General features: G+C 69.3%; 24 protein-coding genes and 1 pseudogene. 13 read left to right on the top strand and 12 right to left on the bottom strand.

Annotated features, from left to right (window positions below):
• The first annotated feature begins 4 nt into the window (after nucleotides 1-4).
• Nucleotides 5-469, top strand: coding sequence for a hypothetical protein (locus tag ASV56_RS16510; RefSeq protein WP_062563060.1), 465 nt, complete (start codon nucleotides 5-7; stop codon nucleotides 467-469).
• Here the strand turns inward: ASV56_RS16510 and ASV56_RS16515 are convergent.
• The 3 genes from ASV56_RS16515 to ASV56_RS16525 all read right to left on the bottom strand — a co-directional run bounded on the left by ASV56_RS16515 (nucleotide 466) and on the right by ASV56_RS16525 (nucleotide 1,620).
• The gene (locus ASV56_RS16515) at nucleotides 466-996 is read right to left on the bottom strand and encodes a DUF488 domain-containing protein (RefSeq protein WP_062563061.1); all 531 of its coding nucleotides are present in this window, start codon (nucleotides 994-996) and stop codon (nucleotides 466-468) included. The genes ASV56_RS16510 and ASV56_RS16515 overlap by 4 nt on opposite strands.
• On the bottom strand, nucleotides 993-1,208 hold the full coding sequence (locus ASV56_RS16520) for a hypervirulence associated TUDOR domain-containing protein (protein WP_062563062.1): 216 nt from the start codon (nucleotides 1,206-1,208) through the stop codon (nucleotides 993-995). The genes ASV56_RS16515 and ASV56_RS16520 overlap by 4 nt, the downstream gene beginning before the upstream one ends.
• 73 nt (nucleotides 1,209-1,281) lie before the next feature.
• The gene (locus ASV56_RS16525) at nucleotides 1,282-1,620 is read right to left on the bottom strand and encodes a tRNA-binding protein (RefSeq protein WP_062563063.1); all 339 of its coding nucleotides are present in this window, start codon (nucleotides 1,618-1,620) and stop codon (nucleotides 1,282-1,284) included.
• 455 nt (nucleotides 1,621-2,075) lie between these two features.
• On the opposite strand from ASV56_RS16525, the gene ASV56_RS16530 reads away from it, so the two are divergent.
• The 5 genes from ASV56_RS16530 to ASV56_RS16550 are packed head-to-tail and all read left to right on the top strand — an operon-like array spanning nucleotide 2,076 to nucleotide 6,950.
• Nucleotides 2,076-2,630, top strand: a complete 555-nt coding sequence (locus ASV56_RS16530) for an NAD(P)H-dependent oxidoreductase (protein ID WP_062563064.1) — start codon at nucleotides 2,076-2,078, stop codon at nucleotides 2,628-2,630.
• A 15-nt stretch (nucleotides 2,631-2,645) separates the two neighbouring features.
• On the top strand, nucleotides 2,646-4,103 hold the full coding sequence (locus ASV56_RS16535) for an LLM class flavin-dependent oxidoreductase (protein WP_062563065.1): 1,458 nt from the start codon (nucleotides 2,646-2,648) through the stop codon (nucleotides 4,101-4,103).
• Nucleotides 4,100-5,224 (top strand): FMNH2-dependent alkanesulfonate monooxygenase, encoded by a 1,125-nt coding sequence (ssuD, locus tag ASV56_RS16540; protein ID WP_062563066.1) that lies wholly within the window; start codon nucleotides 4,100-4,102, stop codon nucleotides 5,222-5,224. The genes ASV56_RS16535 and ssuD overlap by 4 nt, the downstream gene beginning before the upstream one ends.
• Nucleotides 5,221-5,622, top strand: coding sequence for a hypothetical protein (locus tag ASV56_RS16545; protein ID WP_062563067.1), 402 nt, complete (start codon nucleotides 5,221-5,223; stop codon nucleotides 5,620-5,622). Before ssuD ends, ASV56_RS16545 begins: the two co-directional genes overlap by 4 nt.
• Nucleotides 5,619-6,950, top strand: a complete 1,332-nt coding sequence (locus ASV56_RS16550; RefSeq protein ID WP_062563068.1) for an FAD/NAD(P)-binding protein — start codon at nucleotides 5,619-5,621, stop codon at nucleotides 6,948-6,950. The genes ASV56_RS16545 and ASV56_RS16550 overlap by 4 nt, the downstream gene beginning before the upstream one ends.
• A 552-nt stretch (nucleotides 6,951-7,502) precedes the next feature.
• Here ASV56_RS16550 and ASV56_RS24580 read toward each other — a convergent pair.
• The gene (locus tag ASV56_RS24580) at nucleotides 7,503-7,652 is read right to left on the bottom strand and encodes a hypothetical protein (RefSeq protein ID WP_253880118.1); all 150 of its coding nucleotides are present in this window, start codon (nucleotides 7,650-7,652) and stop codon (nucleotides 7,503-7,505) included.
• A 280-nt stretch (nucleotides 7,653-7,932) separates the two neighbouring features.
• Here ASV56_RS24580 and ASV56_RS16555 point away from each other — a divergent pair, with 280 nt between their 5' ends.
• The 6 genes and pseudogenes from ASV56_RS16555 (at nucleotide 7,933) to ASV56_RS16575 (ending at nucleotide 15,319) form a co-directional block, all read left to right on the top strand.
• Nucleotides 7,933-8,883: an ornithine cyclodeaminase family protein gene (locus tag ASV56_RS16555; RefSeq protein ID WP_062563069.1), complete on the top strand. Its 951-nt coding sequence runs from the start codon at nucleotides 7,933-7,935 to the stop codon at nucleotides 8,881-8,883.
• 20 nt (nucleotides 8,884-8,903) lie between these two features.
• Nucleotides 8,904-9,545, top strand: a pseudogene (locus ASV56_RS24585) (proline racemase family protein); the annotation flags it as partial.
• Nucleotides 9,546-9,743: 198 nt separating this feature from the next.
• Nucleotides 9,744-11,504, top strand: coding sequence for a sigma-54-dependent Fis family transcriptional regulator (locus ASV56_RS16560; RefSeq protein ID WP_082724915.1), 1,761 nt, complete (start codon nucleotides 9,744-9,746; stop codon nucleotides 11,502-11,504).
• A 139-nt stretch (nucleotides 11,505-11,643) separates the two neighbouring features.
• On the top strand, nucleotides 11,644-13,443 hold the full coding sequence (locus ASV56_RS16565; protein WP_062563070.1) for an NAD(P)/FAD-dependent oxidoreductase: 1,800 nt from the start codon (nucleotides 11,644-11,646) through the stop codon (nucleotides 13,441-13,443).
• A 58-nt stretch (nucleotides 13,444-13,501) separates the two neighbouring features.
• Nucleotides 13,502-14,554, top strand: a complete 1,053-nt coding sequence (locus ASV56_RS16570) for a 2,3-butanediol dehydrogenase (protein ID WP_062563071.1) — start codon at nucleotides 13,502-13,504, stop codon at nucleotides 14,552-14,554.
• 132 nt (nucleotides 14,555-14,686) lie between these two features.
• Nucleotides 14,687-15,319 (top strand): UdgX family uracil-DNA binding protein, encoded by a 633-nt coding sequence (locus ASV56_RS16575; protein WP_082724885.1) that lies wholly within the window; start codon nucleotides 14,687-14,689, stop codon nucleotides 15,317-15,319.
• A 477-nt stretch (nucleotides 15,320-15,796) separates the two neighbouring features.
• Here ASV56_RS16575 and ASV56_RS16580 read toward each other — a convergent pair whose 3' ends face one another.
• On the bottom strand, nucleotides 15,797-16,045 hold the full coding sequence (locus ASV56_RS16580) for a hypothetical protein (RefSeq protein ID WP_062563073.1): 249 nt from the start codon (nucleotides 16,043-16,045) through the stop codon (nucleotides 15,797-15,799).
• 33 nt (nucleotides 16,046-16,078) lie between these two features.
• Entirely contained in the window at nucleotides 16,079-16,276 is a 198-nt protein-coding gene (locus ASV56_RS16585; RefSeq protein ID WP_062563074.1) for a hypothetical protein, read from the bottom strand.
• Nucleotides 16,277-16,450: 174 nt separating this feature from the next.
• Between ASV56_RS16585 and ASV56_RS24830 the strand changes: the two genes are divergently transcribed.
• Nucleotides 16,451-16,576, top strand: coding sequence for a hypothetical protein (locus ASV56_RS24830; RefSeq protein WP_301336099.1), 126 nt, complete (start codon nucleotides 16,451-16,453; stop codon nucleotides 16,574-16,576).
• Nucleotides 16,577-16,683: 107 nt separating this feature from the next.
• On the opposite strand, the gene ASV56_RS16590 is transcribed toward ASV56_RS24830, so the two are convergent.
• From ASV56_RS16590 to glgX, 6 genes are all read right to left on the bottom strand, one after another.
• Entirely contained in the window at nucleotides 16,684-16,929 is a 246-nt protein-coding gene (locus tag ASV56_RS16590) for a hypothetical protein (protein ID WP_062563075.1), read from the bottom strand.
• Between the two features lie 47 nt (nucleotides 16,930-16,976).
• A complete protein-coding gene (locus tag ASV56_RS16595) occupies nucleotides 16,977-17,585 on the bottom strand; it encodes a DNA-3-methyladenine glycosylase (protein WP_082724886.1) in 609 nt (202 codons plus the stop codon).
• Nucleotides 17,586-17,680: 95 nt separating this feature from the next.
• Entirely contained in the window at nucleotides 17,681-18,346 is a 666-nt protein-coding gene (locus ASV56_RS16600) for a phosphoribosyltransferase (RefSeq protein WP_253880120.1), read from the bottom strand.
• The gene (locus tag ASV56_RS16605) at nucleotides 18,346-19,581 is read right to left on the bottom strand and encodes an erythromycin esterase family protein (RefSeq protein ID WP_253880122.1); all 1,236 of its coding nucleotides are present in this window, start codon (nucleotides 19,579-19,581) and stop codon (nucleotides 18,346-18,348) included. The genes ASV56_RS16600 and ASV56_RS16605 overlap by 1 nt, the downstream gene beginning before the upstream one ends.
• A 213-nt stretch (nucleotides 19,582-19,794) precedes the next feature.
• Entirely contained in the window at nucleotides 19,795-20,046 is a 252-nt protein-coding gene (locus tag ASV56_RS16610) for a DUF2934 domain-containing protein (protein WP_062563078.1), read from the bottom strand.
• A gap of 14 nt (nucleotides 20,047-20,060) precedes the next feature.
• Nucleotides 20,061-22,112 carry a glycogen debranching protein GlgX gene (gene glgX / locus ASV56_RS16615; RefSeq protein ID WP_062563079.1) on the bottom strand — a complete coding sequence of 684 codons (2,052 nt, stop codon included), beginning with the start codon at nucleotides 22,110-22,112 and terminating at the stop codon, nucleotides 20,061-20,063.
• Between the last annotated feature and the right edge of the window lie 2 nt (nucleotides 22,113-22,114).

A 22,114-nucleotide genomic window follows, 5' to 3' on the forward strand; every position in this document is an offset into this window, starting at 1 on the left:
CGGCATGGACGACCTGACCATCGCGCGGATCGTCCATGTGGTCGCGGTGCTCTTGTGGATCGGCGGGGTGGCTTTCGTCACCCTGGTGCTGATCCCGGCGATCCGCGGGGCCGAGCCGCCCGAGCGCCGGCTGGCCGCCTTTCACCGCGTCGAGGGCCGCTTTGCCGCCCAGGCGCGGCTTTGGGTGGCGCTGGCCGGGCTCAGCGGGCTGTGGATGGTCTGGCGCGGCGCGATGTGGGACCGCTTCGCCGAGGCGGGCTATTGGTGGATGCATGCCATGGTCGCGGTCTGGCTGGTCTTTGCCGCCATGCTGTTCCTAATCGAGCCGCTGTTCCTGCACCGCCGCATGAAGGCCTCGGCCGATCCGGCGGCGGATTTCGACCGCATGGGCCGGATGCATGTGCTGCTGCTGGCCGCCTCGCTGATCGCGGTGATCGGCGGGGTCGGCGGCGCGCATGGGCTGTTCTAGGCGGGATAGACCACGCTGCCGTCCGGGCGGATGACCGCACCCGGGGTCAGCCGCGCCTCTTCCAGCCGGCCCGGGCCCATGATGTTGATCACCGTCTCGCCCGCCGCGATCAGATAGTCACTGACGATGCGGCGATGACAGCGCCACCAGACCGCCTCGGCGCACATGGTGGCGCAGCTCTGCGCCCGGCCCAGGACCAGCAGCCGGTCGAGCCCGGCCCGGAACCGGTCCGACAGCGCGTAATCGGCATAGTTGTGAAAGCTGCGGTTGGTCCAGAAGCCGTTCAGCTCGGGCGGGACGCCGGGATTCCTGCCGCGCAGCCCGCCCAGTTCCGCGATGCGTTCATAGCCGATGCCGGCCCCGGCCAGCACTGGCGCCAGGGCGTCGCCATCGAACCAGGGATGCGCGCGCGAGCCGGGCAGCTTGCGGATATCCGCGACCCGCTCGACCCCGGCCTCGGCCAGCAGGGCGGTGAATTCCGCAAGGCTGCGGTTGGAATGGCCGATGGTATGGAAAGGCCGCGTCATGACCCCAGAAGGTGAAGCGCGCTGCCCTTGTGCGCCGCGACATGGTCGGTCTTGTCGCTCTGGATCAGATATTGCGGGTCGTCGGGCGAGGCGCGGCGGGTATGGCCCTTGTAGTCGAAATCGGCGGTCTTGACTTCCGTGATGACGCCCGAGACCTTGCCGGCCTCGGAATTCCAGCCGACATGATCGCCGACCTTGAAGGATCTGGACATGACGCTCTCCCAGCAGAAGGGAGTGCGATTAGGCCAGAGGCGCGGCGGCGATGCAAGGCTGCTGCGCCCGGGATCAGAAGATCCGCGAGCCGAGCAGGGCGCCGGCGTCGGGCTGCAGCAGCATGACCCGCCCTTCGGCATCCGGCGCGCCCAGCACCAGGATCTGCGACTGGAAGCCGGCGATATTGCGCGGCGGCATGTTCACGACGCAGACCACGAGCCGGTCCAGCAGCGCGGATTCCGGGTAATTGGTGATCTGCGCGCTGGACCAGCGCATGCCCAACTCGCCGAAATCCACCTGCACCTTGTAGGAAGGATTGCGCGCGCGCGGAAACGGCTGCACGGCGACGATGCGGCCGACGCGCATCTCGACCCTGGCGAAGTCGTCATAGACGATCTGGTTTTCCGACATGGTATTCTCCTGTCCTCTTGGCGCTGTCAGCCTCTGGCCGGCCTTATCAGCGACTTGATCGGCAGATATCCCCGATCCAGCAAGGTCTGGATAACGATGCAGCAGAAATATTTCGCGACCCCGCTGGTCTGAACGTCGGCAGTGATGTCCCGGCAATGGATCATGGTGCGGCCCTGGTCCCCAGCAGGTCGGCCGAGCCGCCGCTGGCCAGGGGCAGTTCCTGAAGATCGTCGATCGTGGCGATCTCGCCGCTTCATTCGGGTCGCCCGGCCCGACCTGGACGATTCCCGCCGGCGCCACCCGGCGCCATGCTGGCGGATGAGAATGCCATTCTCCGACCGCGGCTTGCGACGCGGGTTTTCGCCTCCCGAAGCGGCCGGCTTTGGAATGGCCGGACGGACGGCGGGCGCCTATCAATTCTCCAGTCGTTGAGTCGTCATTTTCAGGAGCATATCTTGTCCGCACCCCGTTTCGCCGCTTTCGCAGGCTCGTGGAGCCAGCCCTCGAAGACCCGCCGCCTTGTCGAGGAGATCGCCTCCCGTGCCGTCCGCGCCCATGGCGGCAGCGCGCATGTCTTCGATATCGGCGACCTGGGCGCCGACTTCGGCAGCTTGCGACAGCCGCAGCAGGGTCCGCACAGCCGCCATCTGGACGCCTTCCTGCAGGCGGATGCGCTGATCGTGGCGAGCCCGGTCTACAAGGGCAGTTACAGCGGACTCTTCAAGCATTTCATCGATCTGCTCGACCAGGGCGCGCTGGCGGACAAGTCGGTGCTGCTGGCGGCGACCGGCGGCGGCCATCGCCATGCGCTGGTGATCGAGCACCAGCTGCGCCCGGTCTTCGGCTTTTTCGAGGCGCATACGCTGCCGACCGGGGTCTATGCCGCCGCGTCGGATTTCGATGGCGAGGTGCCCGGCGCCGATCTGACGCAGCGCCTTGACCGCGCGGTGCGCCAGTTCGCCGTGCATTTTCCCCACCACCATGCCGCGCCGCTGCGTGCGGTCGGCTGAACCAGGGCTGATACCATGAACGATCCGACCAAGAAGCGCATCATCCTGAACGCCTTCGACATGACCTGCGTCGGCCATCAGGCGGCGGGCACCTGGCGGCATCCGTCCAGCCAGGCCGCGCGCTACAACGACCTGGAATACTGGACCAATCTCGCTATCGAGCTGGAGCGGGGCGCCTTCGACAGCCTGTTCATCGCCGATGTGGTCGGCGTCTATGACGTCTATCGCGGCTCGGCCGAGGCGGCGCTGCACGACGCCGCGCAGGTGCCGGTCAACGACCCGTTCGGCGCCATCTCGGCCATGGCGGCGGTGACGCGGAACCTGGGTTTCGGCATCACCGCGGCCGTGACCTTCGAGCATCCCTATCTGCTGGCGCGCCGGCTTTCGACGCTGGACCACCTGACCAAGGGCCGCGTGGCCTGGAACGTGGTCTCCTCCTATCTGGACAGCGCCGCGAGGAATATCGGCATGGAGCGCCAGATCGCCCATGACGCCCGCTATGACCTGGCCGAGGAATACATGCAGGTCACCTACAAGCTGTGGGAGGGCAGCTGGGAGGACGGCGCCGTGCTGCGCGACAGGGAACGCGGCATTTTCACCGACGCCTCCAAGGTGCATCCGATCCGGCACGAGGGCGGCTATTTCAAGGTGCCGGGGTTCCACCTGTGCGAGCCGTCGCCGCAGCGCACGCCGGTGATCTTCCAGGCCGGGGCGTCGGCGCGCGGGCGCGCATTCGCCGCCCGCCATGCCGAGGCGATGTTCGTGCTGGCGACCAGCCCCGAAACCGCCAGAAAGCTGACCGATGCCATCCGCGCCGAGGTCGCCGCCGCCGGGCGCGAGCCGGACAGCCTGAAGATCTTTGCCCTGCTGACCGTCATCACCGGCCCAAGCGACGAGGCCGCGCAGCGCAAATACCAGGAATACCTGGACTATGCCTCGCCCGAGGGGGCGCTGGCGCTTTACGGCGGCTGGACCGGCCTGGATTTCTCGACGCTCAACCCCGACCAGCCGCTGACGGCGGTGGAAAACGACAGCCTGCGCACCACGCTGGAATCGCTGGCCGCCGATGGCGAAGCCTGGACGGTGCGCGACGTGATCCGCAAGCGCTCGATCGGCGGGCTTGGCCCGGTGCTGGTCGGCGGGCCGCAGACCATCGCCGATGCGCTGGAGGCATGGGTGGACGAGGGCGGCGTCGACGGCTTCAATCTCGCCTATGCCGTCACCCCGGCCTCGACCACCGATTTCATCGACTTCGTGGTGCCGGAACTGCGCAGGCGCGGCCGGGCGCAGGTCGATTACGCGCCGGGCACGCTGCGCGAGAAGCTGCTGGGCGATGCCGGCGGCCGCGTGCGCGACAGCCACCCCGCCGCGGCATGGCGCCGGCATTACATCGGCCGCGAAAGCGTGGCCGACGCCAGCCGCCCCTCGGCCTTCGAGGGCATCAGCACAGGCTATACGGAGGCGGCGGAATGAGCGCGCCCGACATCTTCTGGTTCCTGCCCACCTCGGGCGACACGCGCTATCTGGGCGCTTCGGATTTCGGCCGGGCGCCGGACTTCGACTATCTGCGCGACATTGCCGCCACCGCCGACCGGCTGGGCTATGACGGCATGCTGATCCCGACCGGGGCCAGCTGCCTCGATCCCTGGGTGGCGGCGACGGCGGTGGCGCATGCCACGCGGCGGCTGAAGCTGCTGGTGGCGCTGCGCACCTCGATCAGCGGCCCGACCGCCTCGGCCCGCCAGGCGGCGGCGCTGGACCAGCTGCTGCGCGGACGGCTGCTGCTGAACGTCGTGCCCGGCGGCGACCCGCGCGAACTGGCGGCGGATGGCGCCTTCTTCAGCCACGACGGCCGCTACGAGAACGCCGGCGAATTCCTGGCTGTCTGGAAGCGCCTGATGGCGGGCGAAACCGTGGATTTCGCCGGCCGGCATATCCGCGTCGAGGGGGCGAAGAACTTTCACCCCGGGCCGCAGCAACCGCATCCGCCGCTGTATTTCGGCGGCTCGTCGCCGGCCGCCCACGCGCTGGCGGCCGAGCATGTCGATGCCTATCTGACCTGGGGCGAGCCGCCGGCCGCCGTGGCCGAAAAGATCGCCGATGTCCGGGCGCAGGCGGCGGAACACGGCCGCAGCATCCGCTTCGGCATCCGCCTGCACGCCATCGTGCGCGAGACCGAGGCCGAGGCCTGGGCCGAGGCAGAGCGGCTGATCGCGCATCTGACCGATGACGACATCGCCCGGGCGCAGGCCAATTACGCCCAGATGGATTCGGTCGGCCAGCGCCGCATGGCCGCGCTGCACGGCGGGCGCCGCGACCGGCTGGAAATCAGCCCGAACCTCTGGGCCGGCGTGGGCCTGGTGCGCGGCGGCGCGGGCACGGCGCTGGTCGGCGATGCCGAGACCGTGGTGGCGCGGATGCGCGAATACCAGGCCTTGGGCATCGAGACCTTCGTCATGTCCGGCTATCCGCATCTGGAAGAGGCGATCCGCTTTGCCGAGCTGGTCTTCCCCCGGATCGGCAAGCAGGCCGTGACCTCGCAGGCCAGCCAGACCGGCGGCGCCTTCGACATCCGGGCGCGCGCAGCGTCATGAGCCAGCCCGTCATCGACCTGCGCTGTCGCCCGGCCTTCCTGCACGATTTCTTCGGCAGGAGGCCGGGAACGGCGGATTACGACACGATGCGCCGGCTCAGCCGCCGCCTCGGCAGCAGCGGGCCGGACCACTTCGCGTGCTCGGCCAGGGGGCAGGGCTTCCTCGACGAGATCCGCGGTGCCGGTCCGGCCCGCATCGTGGTCGCCGGGCGGCCCACGCCGGCGCAGCACCTGCCCAATGGCGACATCGCCGGCCGCCGGCTGGGCCTGCGCGACGGGATCCTCGCGCGATTTTCACGACACCGCGGCCAAGCTGCCGGGGCCGGAGGCGGCATGGTTGAAACCACGCCCATGACCGCCTTGCATCCCGATGCCCGCTGGCAAAGGACACAACCATGACGTCACCCGATCTTCGGTCCCGCGACGAGCCGGTGGTGGCCATCGTCGGCGGCGGCTTCACCGGCGCCTCGACCGCCTTTCACCTGGCCCGCGACCGGTCGCTGCCGCTGCGCATCGTGGTGGTCGAGCGGCGCGCCGGGCTGGGGCAGGGGCTGGCCTATTCCACCGCGGATCCCAGCCATCGCATCAACGTGCCCGCGGCGCGCATGACCATGGATTGCGCCGAGAAGAGCGGGTTGCAGAACTGGCTCGACCGCCGCCGCATCGCGCTTTCCGCCGGCACCTGCCTTGCCACCGGCGAGGCCTTTGTTCAGCGCGGGCTGGTCGCGCAATATGTCGCCGACAACCTGGCGCCGCATCTGGCCTCGGGACGGGTGCGGCACCTGCGCGCGTCGGCGCTGGCGGCGCGGCGAGTGGCGGGGCGGTTCATGATCGCCTGCGACGACGGCTCGGAACTGGTCGCCGATGCGGTCGTCATCGCGACCAGCCATCCGCCGCCCGGCGTTCCCGCGGCCTTTGCCGGGCTGGCGGATTCGCCGCGGCTGATCGCCGACAGCAGTGCGGCCGACCGCTTGGCCGAGGTCGCGCGCCAAGCGCGCAACGTGCTGGTGGTGGGCACCGGGCTGACCGCGGCCGATGTGATCGCCAGTCTCGACCGCCAGGGTTTTGCCGGGCGGATCACCGCCCTGTCGCGGCGCGGGCTGCGCTCGCGCGGGCATGCCTTCGGCTATGCCGAATCCGTGGCCGATTTCGCCGGAAACCCGGCCCGCAGCGCGCTGGCGCTTCTGCGCCGCATCCGAGCGGCGGTGCGACTGGACCGGCAGTCGGGCCTGCCGTGGCAGGCGGCGCTGGACAACGTGCGCCGCGACGGGTCCGCGATCTGGGCGGCGCTGCCGCCCGATCAGCGCGCCAGGCTGGTGCATCGGCTGCGGGTGTGGTGGGACATCCATCGCTTCCGCATCGCCCCCCAGGTCGAGGCGGTCCTGGACCGGCTGATCGCCGGGCATCGCCTGACGGTGACGGCCGGCCGGCTGCAAACCGCGCGGCAGTTGGACGAGGGGATCGCGGTCGTCTGGCGCGGCCGCGACGGCCGGCCGCGGCGCGAGGTCTTCGACGCCGTGATCCTGACCACCGGGCCCGCGCATGGCAGCGTCGTTGCCGGCTCGGCCTTCCTGTCCTCGCTGGCGGATGCCGGGCTGATCCGCCCGGATGCCCTGCACCTGGGTCTGGACGTGACGCAAGGCTGCCTGGCGGTCGGGGGCACGGCGCCCCCTCGGCGGGCCTTCTGGTCGCAGGGCCGCTGGCGCGCGGCCATGTCGGTGAGCTGATGGGCATCCCCGAGGCGACGGCCCATGCCGAACTGGTCGCCGCGCGGCTGGCGGCGATGCTGGCCGCGCGGGAGCCTGCGGCGGAAACGGCCTGACTGTTCGGGGCACTCGCTGCGGGCGCGAGGCCGTATAGCGGCACAGCCATGCGCTGTGGAAGGCGAACTCGCCGATCTCCAGGGCGTTGTATCGCCCCTCCAGCCACGCCCGCACTTGGACGAGGTCTGACATCAGGGCGCCGAGCATACTTGGCCGGCCTTTTCCTAGCAGGCGAGCAAATCCGTGATGCCCGTCCCGCCGATTCCAACCCTTCACATGCGACAGCACGAAGGTGCCAGCCGCCGGGTGCCCGGACCTCAGCTGCCCGCCTTCGTCCCCGGCAGGTAATGCGGCAGCGAAGAGCAGGCGGCCATGATATGGTCGTAAGCCGCCGCGCCGCCTTTCGGCATCGCCCTCGCGGCAGGCGGCCAGAATTTCGCGGCGCTCGCGGTCGGCGGTGCTTCAGCCCGTGCGAAAGGGTCCGCTGCACGTGCAGATCGCGGTCGAGCCGGTCCTTCACCGCGGAGGGTGGCGGCGAGCAAGGGGCGCTGCGCGATATAGCCGGCTGTGGAACTGCCAGTTCAGCGCCGACCATTGCGTGGCATCGCTTTCCCGCGCGAAGGCGTCGCACGGCGCCTGGGCCTCGGCAAAGGTGGCCTCGGTCATGCGCGGCACCGACAGCCGGGCCGCGTTCGATTCCAGGATGGCGCGGGTCGCGAGATCTGGGCGATCTCGGATGGCGCCGCGGTTGCGGTGGAATTTGACCAGCCCCCAAGGCTTCCAGCCGCTTCAGCGCCTCGCGCCCCGGATCTTGCTGACGTTGAACAACCGCACCCCCCGTCCTGCCGGATCGGCTCGCTTCCTCTTGACGGGCCGCGGGCGGATCGACCATTGCGACAGCGTCCGGCGCGCTTCGGACCCATTTCCACAAGCGAAGGCCCATCCCATGACCGCCACCAATCCCGCCCCGCGGTTTCTGTCCTATCAGGATGCGATCGGCCGGCTGGCCTGGACCGATGCGGTCGAGGCGCTGCGCCAGGGCCATGCGCTGCCCCGGGCCGAGATCCGCGACGTGTTCCTGGGCCCGCCGACCGGCACGATGATGAGCCGCTCGGCCTATATCCCCGGGCTGGGCTATGGCGCCAAGACTTTCACCGTCATGGACGGCAACGCGGCGCGCGGCCTGCCGACGGTGCAGGGCGCCATGCTGGTCTTCGACGACGCGACCGGCGCGCTGAAAGCCATCGTCGAGAGCCCGCTGGTGACCGAGATCAAGACCGCCGCCGATTCCCTCCTGGGTGCCAGCCTGCTGGCACGGCCCGACAGCCGGCACCTGCTGGTCGTGGGCGCGGGCACGGTCGCGGCCAGCCTGGTCAAGGCCTATACAGCGGTGCTGCCGGGGATCGCGCGGGTCTCGGTCTGGGCGCGGCGCCCCGAGCAGGCGCAGGCGCTGGTCGCCGCGCTGGACGGCATCCCGGCCGAGCTGGCGGCGGTGCCCGACCTGCAGGCGGCGGTGGGGCAGGCCGACATCGTCACCGCGGCCACCATGGCGCGCGCGCCGGTGATCCTGGGCGACTGGGTGCGGCCCGGCACCCATGTCGACCTGATCGGCGCCTTCAAGGCCGACATGCGCGAGGCCGACGACGCGCTGATGGCGCGGGCGGCGCTGTTCGTGGACAGCCGCGCCACCACGCTGGGCCATATCGGCGAACTGAAGATGCCCATCGCCTCGGGCGCGATCACGGCGGACAGCGTGCTGGGCGATCTCTACGATCTGGTGCGCCCCGATGCCCGGCGCCGGCAATCGCCGGACGAGATCACCGTTTACAAGAACGGCGGCGGCGCGCATCTGGACCTGATGACGGCGGATTACATCGCCAGGGCAATGGCGGGGTAAGCGCTGCCCCGGAAGGGCGCTTGGCAACGAGCCCGCGCGGCTGTTCGGCGCATTGCGGCAACATCATCGTGCCGCCCGGCCACCCCGAGGCCGACGCCGGCCATATCATCCGCGGTCGAGTATCGGTCATGTCCGGCGGCGACACCATCTCGGTCGTGACGGTGCGGCCTGAGATGGGCATGCTGCCGATGCCGGCGCCGGTCACCGGACTGGTGCTCGAGGCGCACCGCAACGGGCCGGCCTTTGCCGCGCATCTGGATGCCGCATCGGGTCCGGGTCGGTCTCGGCTGGGGCGGCATGGTCCATGCCATCGCCTGAAGCCCGAGCCCGGCCGCGAGATCGCCCGCGTCTCGGTGCCGATCCGCCAGGCCGTGATCGAGCAGCTGCCGGTCGCGCATCCCGATTATCCCGGCGTCGGCATCACCATCTCGCAACTGTCGGGACCGACGGAGGACCCGGCGGCGGATGGGAAGAACGCCGTGACCATGGCGACGGGCGAGCTGCCGCTGGATCGCCCCTGCCGCCACCAGAGCATCCTGGGCAATATCCATACCGGCCGGCTGGTCGATAAGACGATGCTGGCCGGCCGGCCCGCCGTGCTGCCGGAAATCACCGGCGTCAGCTGGATCTATGGGCTGGACCCGCTGGTCCTGGATCACGGCGATCCGGTCCCGAGGGCTTCACCGTGGGCGACACCTGGGCGTAAGGCAGCCGCCGCAGGGCAGACGACTTCGACGGCCGGGCCGTGCCGGGCGCCGGCCCTGTCACCAGCATCGGACTGCACGGGACGACACGCCGCCCGCCTCCCGGAGCCGAACCCGCGTCCGCGACGAAAGTCTGTTCTGTGCCGCGCCGGCCCTGTGCTAACCTGCACCGCGCAGGAGGAGGGCGGCGTGAGCGATCGGCAGCATGTCGAGGAGATCGAGCGGGTTCTGGGCGGCAGCCAGACCGGGCGGGACGGCTTCGTCTCGGCCTCGTGGCGACGCTGCGTCGAGGTCTATGGCATGGACCCGATGCGCCGCGACCCGGCCCATATCGTCACGCAAAGCGAGCTGCGCGACCACCGCCAGCAGGCGGAATGGATGATCGGCGCGGCGCGTTCCAGCCTGCAAAGCCTGTTCCGGCAGGTCGCCGGGCAGAACTACGTGCTGCTGCTGACCGATGCCAAGGGCGTCTGCGTCGATTTCTTCGGCGACGACCTGTTCGTGGACGACCTGCGCGGGGCCGGGCTCTATCTCGGCTCGAACTGGTCCGAGGATCTGGCCGGCACCTGCGGCGTCGGCGCCTGCATCGTCACCCGCGAGCCGGTGACCGTCCACCAGGACGACCATTTCGGCAATGCCCATGTCACGCTCAGCTGCACGGCGGCGCCGATCTTCGACAGCCTGGGGGAACTGGCGGCGGTGCTCGACATCTCGCTTCTGCGCTCGCCCACGCCGAAGCGCAGCCAGAACCTGGCCATGAGCCTGGTGACCAATGCCGCAAGGCGGGTCGAGATGGCGAACCTGATGGCCGAAAGCCGCCGCGACTGGGTGCTGCGCCTGTCCGACAGTCCCGAATTCCTGGACGTGGACCCCGAGGCGGCGGTGCGGCTGGACGATTCCGGCCGGGTGCTGGGCTATACGCGCGGGGCGCGGCGGCTGTTCCCCGACGGCAAGGTGATCGGCCGGCGCATCGACGAGGTGCTGGGCCTGACCATCGATGACCTGCCCGACCTGATGCGCGACCGCCCGACCGAGGAGCGCATCGTCGAGATGCGCGACGGCGGCGCGCTGTTCGGCCATGCCATCGCGCCGCAGGCGCCGCGCACCATGCTGCGCGGCGACCGGCGCGGCGGGCCCCTGGCCGGGCTGTCGGGCGGCGATCCGGCGATGACGCGGGTGCTGACCCAGGCGGCGCGGCTGGCGCCGACCGCGGTGCCGCTGCTGATCGCGGGCGAGACGGGGACCGGCAAGACCAAGCTGGCCCATGCCATCCACATGGCCAGCGCGTCCGGCGGCTTCCTGGCGCTGGACTGTGCCGCCCTGACGGCCGAGGCGCTGCGCCAGGCCTGCGCGGAACTGCCCGCCGGTGCCACCCTGCTGCTGCGCCGGCTCGAGGATCTGCCGCCCGCGACGGTGCCGGTGCTGACCGCGCTCTTGGACGGGCGCAGCGGCTTGCGCGCCATTTCGACCAGCTGCGCGGCGCCCGGCGCGCTGGACCTGCCGCGCCCGCTGTTCCACCGCCTGGCCGGCGCCGTGCTGGAGCTGCCGCCGCTGCGCCAGCGCCAGGACATCGGCTGGCTCTTGGACCGCATCCTGCGCCGGCGCACCTCCGAGGATGTGCGGTTGTCGCCTTCGGCCCGCGCGGCGCTGCTCGGGCGGCCCTGGCCCGGCAACCTGCGCGAGTTGGAGCAGGTGCTGGACGTCGCCATCGCGCTCTGCGAGGGGCGCGTCATCGACCTGCCGGACCTGCCCGCGCCGGTCGACCGCGCCGCGGCTGCGGACGAGCCGGGCGAGACGCTGGAGCAGGTCATGGAGGCCTGCGGCTGGAACATGGCTCGCGCCGCGCGCCGGCTGGGCGTGAACCGCTCGACCGTGCTGCGCCGGCTGCGCAATGCGGGGTTGCAGCCCCCGGCCTGAGCCGTTGCGCGCCGTTGCGCCCGCAACACGCTGCACCGCAGCACGCGTTTTTCCGGCCGCCCGGGGCATCGCGTGATGGATCGCTGCGGCAAAACGCCGCGATACTCCCCCTCGAACAACGCGCAGAGGAGGAGACGCGATGCTCGATTCTACCGTCACGAGCCGCACGCAGGCGGTGCTGGACCAGATTAATACCGCGCTGGAACAGAACGACGTGGCTGCCGCCGCCGGGCTTTTTGCCACCGACAGCTATTGGCGCGACCTGGTGGCCGTCAGCTGGAACCTGAAGACCGTCGAGGGCCCGGCCGGCGTCGCCGACATGCTGGACCGGCAGCTAGCCCGGACCCGCCCCGGCAATTTCCAACTCCAGCCCGGAGAGATTCCCGCCGAGGAGGGCGGCGTCATCACCGCCTGGATCACCTTCGAGACCGCCGCCGGCCGCGGCTGGGGCCTGATCCGGCTGAAGGAGGACCGGATCTGGACCCTGCTCACCGCCCTGCAAGAGCTGAAGGGCTTCGAGGAAAGCCGCGGCAAGCGCCGCCCGATGGGTGCCGAGCACGGCGCGAAGAAGAACCGCACCACCTGGAAGGAACGCCGCGAGACCGAGGCGGCCTCGCTGGGCTACGATACCCAGCCCTATACGGTGATCGTCGGCGGCGGCCAGGGCGGCATCGCGCTGGGGGCGCGGCTGCGCCAGCTGGGCGTGCCGACCATCATCCTGGACAAGCACGACCGCCCCGGCGACCAGTGGCGCAGCCGCTACAAGTCTTTGTGCCTGCACGACCCGATCTGGTACGACCACCTGCCCTATATCAAGTTCCCCGACAACTGGCCGGTGTTCACGCCCAAGGACAAGGTGGGCGACTGGCTGGAAATGTATACCAAGGTCATGGAGCTGAACTACTGGACCCGCTCGACCGTCGAGCGCGCCGCCTTCGACGAGGCCTCGGGCACCTGGACCGTCGAGGTGGACCGCGACGGCGAGAAGGTCACGCTGCGCCCGACGCAGCTGGTGCTGGCGACCGGCATGTCGGGCAAGCCGAACATGCCGAAATTCCCGGGCATGGAGAGCTTCAAGGGCACGATCCAGCATTCCTCGCAGCACAAGGGCCCGGACGAATGGGCGGGCAAGAAGGTGGTGGTCATCGGCTCGAACAATTCGGCCCATGACATCTGCGCGGCGCTGTGGGAGGCGGACGCCGACGTGACCATGGTCCAGCGTTCCTCGACCCATATCGTGCGCTCGGACAGCCTGATGGAGATTGGCCTCGGCGCGCTTTATTCCGAGGAGGCGGTGGCGAACGGGGTGACGACCGAAAAGGCCGACATGATCTTCGCCTCGCTGCCCTACAAGATCATGCACGAATTCCAGATCCCGCTTTACGACAAGATGCGCGAGCGTGACGCCGAATTCTATGCCGGGCTGGAAAAGGCCGGCTTCCAGCTCGACTGGGGCGACGACGGCTCGGGCCTGTTCATGAAATACCTGCGCCGCGGCTCGGGCTATTACATCGACGTGGGCGCGAGCCAGTTGATCATCGACGGCGAGATCAAGCTGGTTTCGGGCCAGGTCGATCACTTCGAAGAGGACGCCGTGGTGCTGACCGACGGCACCCGGCTGCCGGCCGACCTGGTGGTGCTGGCCACCGGCTTCGGCTCGATGAACGGCTGGGCGGCCGACCTGATCAGCCAGGAGGTCGCCGACAAGGTGGGCAAGGTCTGGGGCCTCGGCTCGGCCACCACCAAGGATCCCGGCCCGTGGGAGGGCGAGCAGCGCAACATGTGGAAGCCGACGCAAGCGCCGAACCTGTGGTTCCACGGCGGCAACCTGCACCAGTCGCGGCATTATTCGCTGTATCTGGCGCTGCAGCTGAAGGCGCGGCTGGAGGGTTTGGACACCCCCGTCTATGGCCTGCAAGAGGTGCATCACCTGTCCTGACGCCCCGTGCCCGGCCGGATCGCGGCCGGGCCTTCCATCCAGAACCGGAGAAAAGCACATGAAAGCAGCACGTTGGCACGGCGCCCGGGACATTCGCGTCGAGGACGTCCCCGAACCCCAGGCCGGGCCGGGCGAGGTCAAGGTCAAGGTGGCCTGGACCGGGATCTGCGGCAGCGACCTGCACGAATACCTGGCCGGGCCGATCTTCGTGCCGGTGGGCCAGGATCATCCGCTGAGCCACGACCAGGCGCCGATCACCATGGGCCACGAATATTGCGGCACCATCACCGATGTGGGGCAGGGCGTCACCGGCCTTGCCATCGGCGACCGCGTGGCGATCGAGCCGATCTTTGCCTGCGGCAGCTGCCCGGCCTGCCACGAAGGCAAGTACAACCTGTGCGACCAACTGGGTTTCGTCGGCCTGTCGGGCGGCCATGGCGGCTTCGCGGGCTATTCGGTGGTGCCCGCCCGCATGGTGCACAAGATCCCCGAGGGGCTGTCGATGGAGCAGGGCGCCCTGGTCGAACCGGCGGCGGTGGCGCTGCACGCCGTGCGCCTGTCGAAGATCAGGGCCGGCGACACGGCTGCGGTCTTTGGCGCCGGTCCCATCGGATTGCTGGTGGTCGAGGCGCTGCGCGTCGCCGGCGCGGCCCAGATCCATGTCGTCGAGCCCTCGGACGTGCGGCGGCAGAAGGCGCTGGAGCTGGGCGCGACCTCGGCCATCGACCCCGCGGCCGGCGACGCGGTCGCCGCGATCCGCGCGGCCAGCGGCGGCGTGCATGTCGCCTTCGAGGTGACGGGCGTGCCGCGCGTGCTGCCGCAATGCATCGATGCCACCCGGCACGAGGGCCAGGTGCTGGTCGTCTCGATCTGGGAGGGCGAGGCCTCGTTCCACCCCAATACCGTCGTGCTGAAGGAACGGCAGTTGCAGGGCACCATCGCCTATCGCAACGTCTATCCGGCGGTGATGGCGCTGATGGAGCAAGGCTATTTCAGTGCCGAGAAGCTGGTGACGAAGCGCATTGCGCTGGGCGACATCGTGGCCGAAGGTTTCGAGGCGCTGGTGGCCGAGAAATCCCATGTAAAGATCCTGGTCGAGGCGCCGCAGTGATCTGACAGCCCGCGCGGAAGGGGGCGGCCGGCAGCCGCCCCCTGCGCGCGCCAGCCAGATGCCGTTGTCGGAACACCCTCCTTCCCGAAGCGGACCGGAAGGCGGGAACATCCCGCCGCGCGCCGGGTTGACCTGCCGGACCGAGAGGAGACCGCAATGACGGATGCGGAAGTCGAGGCCGCGAGTCTTTCCGCGCTTGCCGAGGCCGAGGCCAACTGCACGCGCTGCCCGCTTTATCGCAATGCCACGCAGGTCGTGCCCGGCGAGGGTCACCGGCAGGCGCGCATGATGGTCGTGGGCGAACAGCCCGGCGACAAGGAGGATCTGGCCGGCCGTCCCTTCGTCGGCCCGGCGGGCCGCCTGTTCGACGCGGCACTGGCCCAAGCCGGCATTCCGCGCGAACAGATCTTCGTCACCAATGCCGTCAAGCATTTCAAGTTCGAGCCGCGCGGCAAGCGCCGCCTGCACCGCACGCCGAATGCCGGCGAGATCGACCGCTGCAAATGGTGGCTGGGACAGGAGTTCAAGCTGGTCGCGCCGGCCGTGCTGGTGGCGATGGGGGCGACCGCGCTCCGCGGATTGCTGGGCCGTCCCACCACCATCTCGTCGCTGCGCGGCAAGACGGGGCGCATCGAGGACGGCACCCCCTTGATCGCCACGGTCCATCCGTCCTGGCTGCTGCGCATTCGCGACGCGGAAACGCGCGAGAAGGAGCGGATGGCGTTCATGGCCGATCTGCGCCGCGCGTGGCAGATGGTGGGATGAGCGCGCTGAAAGCCCGCGACCATGGTGCCTTGCAGTCGGGTCAATGGATGACGGGGATGCGCTCCGACGCCAGCCTTCGTTCTGGCGAACGCTCTGGCAAAGGTCGACTCGCGAGGGGGGCAGTTCCGAAACTTTCCGCGATGGGGTGCAGGTGAATCCGCATTTCGAACAGTCCGCTGCGAAACCGGTCGCCATCCTGTCGCCAGCAGCGAGACCTTTTGCGGGATCTGCAAGAGCATCCGCGCGCCGATGTCATCCGAGGTCCGACCCGCCGCGATAAACATCCGGATCGGTCGGCCCATCACATCGGCGCCCGCCGACCAGCCGCGCCGGGCGTCCTGCGCGCCTGCGGAAGCGGCGCATGAACCTTGCCCGGCCAGCGCTGTCATGATGGCGTGGCGCATGATGCGTTCGGCCGTGAAACGGCGCCGACCGGATCGTCCGGCGGCGACGAACTGCAGGCCGTATTATGAGCGTTCAGCCGTCGCTCTCCGGCTTGCCGCTGCGCTTGTGATGCTGGCTTTCCTGGTTTTCGCCGCGCGGTATGGGATCGCCGTCGTCATCCTCCAGGTCATGCGGGCGCCCTTCGCCCTCGACGATCTGCCTGTTAGGGTCCTCGGCGGCCTCGAGATAGGGGCGCGGATCGAAATCCTTGTCGGCATTGCTGGTATCCACACGCTTCTCGATGATCTGCCGCTGCTGCTGGCGCGTCTTCTGACCGGTCATTTGCAACCTCCTTCCTGTTCTGGTGCTCGGCGCTCACTTGTTCTCGCGGCCGCGTTGCCGCGGGTCGATGCCGCCTTGCGGGGTGGTGTCGTTCAGCACGTCGCCTTCGAAAGTGTTCTCGCCGCCAATTGCGGCATCCTTGCGGCTGACGCCCTTCGAGCGCCCGATGCCCGGATCGTGCCGCAGATCCGCATCCGAAGGCTGGCTGGTCTTGGGGTGCTTGCTGGTCATGGCTGTTCCTTTCCAATGCCTGTTCGGGAAGAGCATGATAACCGGCGAACCCCCGCGATGTTCCAAGGGAACGGCTTTGCCGCCTGAACGGGCAGGGCAGCGCTTTTCCGCTGATCGCTTTTCGCTCGTGCGTTGGTTTGACAGCGGATAGGGGCTTAGCGAAGGAAAACGAGCATGCAAAATCAAATCGTCCTCGCCTCCGCCACGATGGCGTATCTCATGGCCGGCGGCGCCCTTGCGGCGGCATCGGTCATCACCCTGCAAGCCATGGGCGTATGGATCGAGCCGCCCGGGTCGTAAAAGACTGCTGTTGCTAAAATGCGCGCGGCCTTGCTTTGGGTGCGCCGGATAGGGGGCGCGGGTTTCCCCCGCGCCAAGCCCTGTTTCCTTGACTGTTATATTACGGCCTAGGGCTCGTCCTCGGGCGGCGGGGTCTGGTCCGTTTCCCGATTGCCCACATGGTCCTGGCGCTGTTCGGTCTGGACGTGACGGCTGTCCAGGCCGCGCTGCTCCGAATGGCGGGCGGTGTCGCGGTTGGAAAGAACCGCATTCTCGGGCAGTTCGTCGGTATCCTCCGGCGTCATGCCGCCGCTGCCGTCGCCCTTGCCCTGGTCCTGCTGACCGGCGCCGAACTTCTTGCCTGCCTGTGCCATGGGATCCTCCTTCGAATGGCTGGGCCCGTGGAACAAGCCAGGCGGGATTATGTTCCCGGCGACGGAAATGGCCGGCTGAGCCCGGCGGCGCCGGCCAGCCCGAAGCGCCAGGGCCGGTCCTGGGCCTTGCTGATGCCGATGCGCGGCCCGACCAGCAGGTCCGGAGCCGTGGTCGGCAGCAGCAAGGCCAGATCCCCGCCGTCGAAGGGCGCGCCGTCATCCGCCAGGCTGAGTCCCAGCGCCTGGGCAAGGCGGCCGGGGCCGTTGCAGAGCAGCCCGTTTCCCCGCCGCGCCTGCATCAGCTCCTGCCCGGTGTGCGGTGCCAGGGCGCGGATCAGCACGGCCTCGCCGGGGCGAGCCACCACGTTCAGGCACAGGTGGATGCCGTAGCAGCGATAGACATAGGCATGGCCCGCCGGCCCGAACATCGCAGCGTTCCGCGCCGACGGTCCGCGATAGCTGTGCGAGGCCGGGTCGTCCCGGGTATAGGCCTCGGTCTCGATCACCGTGCCGCCCGCGCCGCGGACCAGCAGCGTCGCGCCGATCAGCCGGCGCGCCAGATCCTCGGCGCCAAGACCGTGGATCTGGCGCGAAAAGGCGTTTCCGACCTGCGGCTCGGCCTCGGCGCTGCGGGCCTTTCGTGCTTCGTCCGGCATGTCCGCCCTTCCTGTTGCGCGGGGCAGGACCGCGGCTCGCAAAGCCGGTCAACCGGCCGGCCCTGCGAATGGTTCCCCGGCGCGTGGCACAGCGATCAGGCCGGAAAGGGATGTTCCCGGCTCTGGCGCAGCGCCTCGGTCACCTCGGCGTCGCTGACCTGGTCGAAGTTCACGTAATGCAGCCCCACCGCGCGGAACGGGTCGGGCGTGATCAGGCAGACCACATCCGCGACCTTGCGGCGCAATTCCCGGACGATATCCGGCGCGGCGACCGGAACCGCGACGACGATCTCCAGCAGGTCCAGCCGCGCCAGCGCGGCCAGCGCCACCCGCAGCGTGGCGCCGGTGGCGATGCCGTCATCGACGACGATGGCGCGCTTGCCGGCCAGCGGGATCGCCGGATGGTCCTGAAGGTAAAGCGCCCGGCGGCGGGCGATCTCCACCAGCATCCGTTGCGCCTCGGCCTCGACATAGCCGGCGGGCAAAGTGGCCGGGTCCACCGCCTCGTTCAGCAGCACCTGCGGCTCGGCCCCGTCGATCACGGCGCCGATGGCGAATTCCGGAAAGCCGGGCATGCTGATCTTGCGCACCATCAGCAGGTCCATCGGCGCCTGCAACCGCCGCGCGATCTGAAGCCCCACCGGAACCCCGCCGCGCGGCAGGGCCAGCACGACATTGCGGCCGTCGCGATAGGATTCCAGCCGGTCGGCCAGCATGCGGCCCGCCGCGTCGCGATTGGGAAGCACCAGGTCGATGTTCATCACAAGCCCCATGGCCAGGTTTCGGGAATGCCGTCCCTGGCGCCACGGACCGGGGCGGCATCGACGGCCGAGGTTTCGTCGAACCAGACCCAGCCGTCATATTGCCGGGCCGGCCGCGTCTCGAGGTAATGGCTAATCAGCTCGCTTTCGGGGCGATAGATGACGCCGATGAAACGTTGCAGCAGCGGCTCGGCGCGGGCCAGATCCGGCGCGGCGTCGCCCAGCTCCAGCAGAAAGCCGGACAGTCCGGCATCGTGGCAGGCGGCCTCGAAACTGCCGGGCCGCGCCGGGCGCAGCGCCTTGACCTCCATCTCGGCGTCCCAGGCCGAGGCCGCGGCCACCGTCCCGCCATGCATGCCGAAACCCAGCAGCGCCACCGCGTCGCCCCATTTCTCGCGGCAGAGCTGGCCCAGGTTCAGCTCGCCCAGCTTGGTGCCCATCGTGGTCTCGCGCGCGTCCCCGATATGCGAATTATGCGCCCAGACCACCGCCTTGGCGCCGTCGCGCTCCATCAGGTGACACAGGGTCTCGAACATGTGCCGGTCGCGCAGGTTCCAGGACGAGGCGCCGCCGTGATGCATTAGGCGATAGTAGCGCTCGGCCGCGGTGATCAGCCGGGCGTTCTGCGCCGCGTCCAGGAAGGCGTCGGGATCCTGCGGCTCATAGCGCATCCTGCGCTCCAGAAGCTCGCGGCATTGGCGGATGACGGCTTCCTCGCAGGCGCGCAGCCGGGCATCCGCCGGCGACGGTGCCGCTTGCGCCCAGGGTTCCAGGCAGGCATAGCGCTCGCGCGCCAGCGCGGCGGCTTCCGGGTCGATCTGGTCGAGATAATCCAGCACCGCGCGGATCGAGCCGTAGAGGCTGTACATGTCGAGCCCGTAGAGCCCGGCCTGCATGCCGGGATGGCCGAGGTTCCAGCCGCGCAGCCAGTCGACGAAGGCGAAGAATTCCGCATTGCGCCACATCCATTGCGGAAAGCGCTGGAAGGGCGGCTCGCCGCGGTCGATGGGGCGGCCGCGCACCAGCCGGTTCACCGCGGCGGCGTCGGGCCAGTCCGCCTCGAGCGCGACGATGCTGAAGTCGTGATTGCGGATCAGATGGGCGGTGATCGCCGCGCGGGCGCGATAGAATTCCGAGGTTCCATGGCTGGCCTCGCCCAGCAGAATGATCCTGCGGTCGGCCCAGCGGTCGAAGGCTTGGCCGAAACCGGGATCGTCCAGGGCCGCAAGCGGCACGGCGCGATCCCGGATCGCGGCCGCAAGATCCTGCGAAGTGGCTGCTTCTGGCTGCATCTGCACCCTTTCGTCTGCAAGGGTGAAACCGCTTCGTCCCGCCGATGTTCCCGAAAGGCGCGCAGTACCTGCGGGCGACCCGTTCAAGCGGCTTGCAAGTGGCGCGGGCAAAGACCGGACCGCGCGATGGGGCGCGACCCGGTCCCTGGCGGTTGCTCAGCCCCGCGGGCCGGGGGCGTTCGTGCCTTGCTGCAAGGCGGGCCCGCCGGCCGGTTCGGCCCCGGCGGGGGCGTCGCCGCTGGTCTCCTTCTGGGCCCGCTCGGGCGTGAGCTCGGGATCGGGCCCGGTTTCGGAGGCAGCCATTTCCTGCTCGGCCTGGTTCCAGTGTTCCAGCTCGCGGCCTTCGGGACGGCCCTCGGCCTCCCAGATCTCATGCGCGCGGGCGCGGATGCGTTCGGTGTCTGCCATGGTTCTTCCTCCGATCAGGTTAACTGGCGCGTCAGCGCCATCACGCTTTGCCAGGGCAACGCGATGCTGCCCTGGACGATGTCATCACGGGCGATCTCGTCAGCCGAACTGTCGAGACGCAGCCGCCATTCGCCCTCGGGCAGGGCGAATTCGGCATCCTCGCCGGAATTGACCAGCAGCAGCAGCCGGTCCCGGTCCATGGTGATCTGCATGCCCATGCAGCGCAGCTCGGTGTCCTGCCAGTCCGCCTCGGCCATCTCGCGGCCCTGGGGATGCAGCCAGCGCGCTTGCGGATCGCCCTCGGCGGCCAGAAAGCGGTTCTGCGCCAGCCCGCTTTCGCGGCGGAACGCCGCCAGGGCCGCGACCGCGGCGCGGATGTCCTCGCGCGCCGAGGCCCAGTCGATCCAGGAAATCTCGTTGTCCTGGCAATAGGCATTGTTGTTGCCCTGCTGCGAATGGCCCAGCTCGTCGCCGGCCAGGATCATCGGCACGCCCTGCGCCAACAACATCGTCGCCAGCATCGCCCGGATCCGGCGCAGCCGCGCGGTCAGGATGCCGGGATCGTCGCTGGGGCCCTCGGCGCCCAGATTGTCGGAGAGGTTGTTGTCATGGCCGTCGCGGCCGTCCTCGCCATTGGCCTCGTTGTGCTTGTCGTTGAAGCTGACGGTGTCCATCAGCGTAAAGCCGTCATGCGCCGCGACGAAATTCACGCTCGAGGTCGCCGGGCGGTGGCTGTGGGCGAACTGCACCGGCGAGCCCGACAGCCGTTCCGCCAGCGCCGGCAGCAGCCCCGGATCGCGGCGCCAGAAGCGGCGGCTGTCGTCGCGGAACTTGTCGTTCCATTCCCGGAACGGCCAGCGATAGCCGCCGACCTGATAGCCGCCGTCGCCCACGTCCCAGGGCTCGGCGATCAGCTTGACCCCCGACAGCACCGGGTCCTGGCGGATGGCGTTGAAGAACGAGCCGTCGCGTTCGAACCCCTCGGCTTCGCGCCCCAAGGTCGAGGCGAGGTCGAAGCGGAAGCCGTCGACATGCATGGCCTGCACCCAGTAGCGCAGGCTGTCCATCACCATGCGCAGCACCATCGGATGCGCCACGTTCAGCGTGTTCCCGGTGCCGGTGGTGTCGAAGCTGTGGCGCGGGTCCTCGGGCGACAGCAGGTAATAGGAGGCATTGTCGATGCCGCGAAAGGACAGGGTCTGGCCCAGCTCGCTGCCTTCGCAGGTGTGGTTGTAGACCACGTCCAGGATGACCTCGATGCCGGCGGCATGCAGGCGGCGCACCGTCTCCTTGATCTCGCGGATGCGGCCCGATTGCAGATAGGGCGCATGCGGCGCGAAAAAGGACAGGGTCGAATAGCCCCAATAGTTCGACAGGCCCTTTTCGACCAGGTGGCGGTCATTGGCAAAGGCGTGGATGGGCAGCAGTTCCAGAGTGGTCACGCCCAGCCCTTGCAGATGCCCGATCACCGCCTCGCTGGCGAGGCCGCGGAAGGTGCCGCGGTCGGCCTCGGGCACCTCCGGATGCAATCGGGTCAGGCCCTTGACATGGGCCTCGTAGAGCACGGTGTCGGACCAGTGATGACGCAGCGCCTTGTCGCTGTCCCAGTCGAAGGCCGCGTCCACCACCACCGCCTTGGGCATGAAGGGCGCGCTGTCGCGCTGGTCCAGGCTCAGGTCGTCTTGGCCGACCTCATAGCCATGCAGCGCGTCGTCCCATCGGATCGCGCCGCGCAATTCGCGCGCATAGGGGTCGAGCAACAGCTTCGCCGGATTGAAGCGGTGGCCCTGTTCGGGCGCATAAGGGCCGTGGACGCGATAGCCATAGACCTGACCCGGCGCCACCTCGGGCAGGTAGCCGAACCAGATGCCGCCCTCCATTTCCGGCAGGTCCAGGCGCGCGATCTCGCTTTCGCCGCTTTCGTCGAAAAGGCACAGCTCGACCCGTGTCGCATGGTCCGAGAACAGGGCGAAATTCGTGCCCTCGCCCAGGAATTCGGCGCCCAGCAGGTCGGAGCGGGCCGAGGAAGCATCGAAGCGCAGGCTGGACAGGTCGCGCATCGCCATCC

Source organism: Paracoccus aminovorans (genome assembly GCF_001546115.1).
Taxonomy (GTDB): domain Bacteria; phylum Pseudomonadota; class Alphaproteobacteria; order Rhodobacterales; family Rhodobacteraceae; genus Paracoccus; species Paracoccus aminovorans_B.

Coding starts and splice junctions, on each gene's coding strand:
- ASV56_RS16510 (WP_062563060.1), top strand. CDS start 5: ATGGACGACCTGACCATCGCGCGGATCGTCCATGTGGTCGCGGTGCTC.
- ASV56_RS16535 (WP_062563065.1), top strand. CDS start 2,646: ATGAACGATCCGACCAAGAAGCGCATCATCCTGAACGCCTTCGACATG.
- ASV56_RS16565 (WP_062563070.1), top strand. CDS start 11,644: ATGCTCGATTCTACCGTCACGAGCCGCACGCAGGCGGTGCTGGACCAG.
- ASV56_RS16555 (WP_062563069.1), top strand. CDS start 7,933: ATGACCGCCACCAATCCCGCCCCGCGGTTTCTGTCCTATCAGGATGCG.
- ASV56_RS16590 (WP_062563075.1), bottom strand. CDS start 16,929: ATGGCACAGGCAGGCAAGAAGTTCGGCGCCGGTCAGCAGGACCAGGGC.
- ASV56_RS16545 (WP_062563067.1), top strand. CDS start 5,221: ATGAGCCAGCCCGTCATCGACCTGCGCTGTCGCCCGGCCTTCCTGCAC.
- ASV56_RS24830 (WP_301336099.1), top strand. CDS start 16,451: ATGCAAAATCAAATCGTCCTCGCCTCCGCCACGATGGCGTATCTCATG.
- ASV56_RS16550 (WP_062563068.1), top strand. CDS start 5,619: ATGACGTCACCCGATCTTCGGTCCCGCGACGAGCCGGTGGTGGCCATC.
- ASV56_RS16580 (WP_062563073.1), bottom strand. CDS start 16,045: ATGACCGGTCAGAAGACGCGCCAGCAGCAGCGGCAGATCATCGAGAAG.
- ssuD (WP_062563066.1), top strand. CDS start 4,100: ATGAGCGCGCCCGACATCTTCTGGTTCCTGCCCACCTCGGGCGACACG.
- ASV56_RS16610 (WP_062563078.1), bottom strand. CDS start 20,046: ATGGCAGACACCGAACGCATCCGCGCCCGCGCGCATGAGATCTGGGAG.
- ASV56_RS16515 (WP_062563061.1), bottom strand. CDS start 996: ATGACGCGGCCTTTCCATACCATCGGCCATTCCAACCGCAGCCTTGCG.
- ASV56_RS16520 (WP_062563062.1), bottom strand. CDS start 1,208: ATGTCCAGATCCTTCAAGGTCGGCGATCATGTCGGCTGGAATTCCGAG.
- glgX (WP_062563079.1), bottom strand. CDS start 22,112: ATGGCGATGCGCGACCTGTCCAGCCTGCGCTTCGATGCTTCCTCGGCC.
- ASV56_RS16570 (WP_062563071.1), top strand. CDS start 13,502: ATGAAAGCAGCACGTTGGCACGGCGCCCGGGACATTCGCGTCGAGGAC.
- ASV56_RS16600 (WP_253880120.1), bottom strand. CDS start 18,346: ATGAACATCGACCTGGTGCTTCCCAATCGCGACGCGGCGGGCCGCATG.
- ASV56_RS16585 (WP_062563074.1), bottom strand. CDS start 16,276: ATGACCAGCAAGCACCCCAAGACCAGCCAGCCTTCGGATGCGGATCTG.
- ASV56_RS16595 (WP_082724886.1), bottom strand. CDS start 17,585: ATGCCGGACGAAGCACGAAAGGCCCGCAGCGCCGAGGCCGAGCCGCAG.
- ASV56_RS16525 (WP_062563063.1), bottom strand. CDS start 1,620: ATGTCGGAAAACCAGATCGTCTATGACGACTTCGCCAGGGTCGAGATG.
- ASV56_RS24580 (WP_253880118.1), bottom strand. CDS start 7,652: ATGACCGAGGCCACCTTTGCCGAGGCCCAGGCGCCGTGCGACGCCTTC.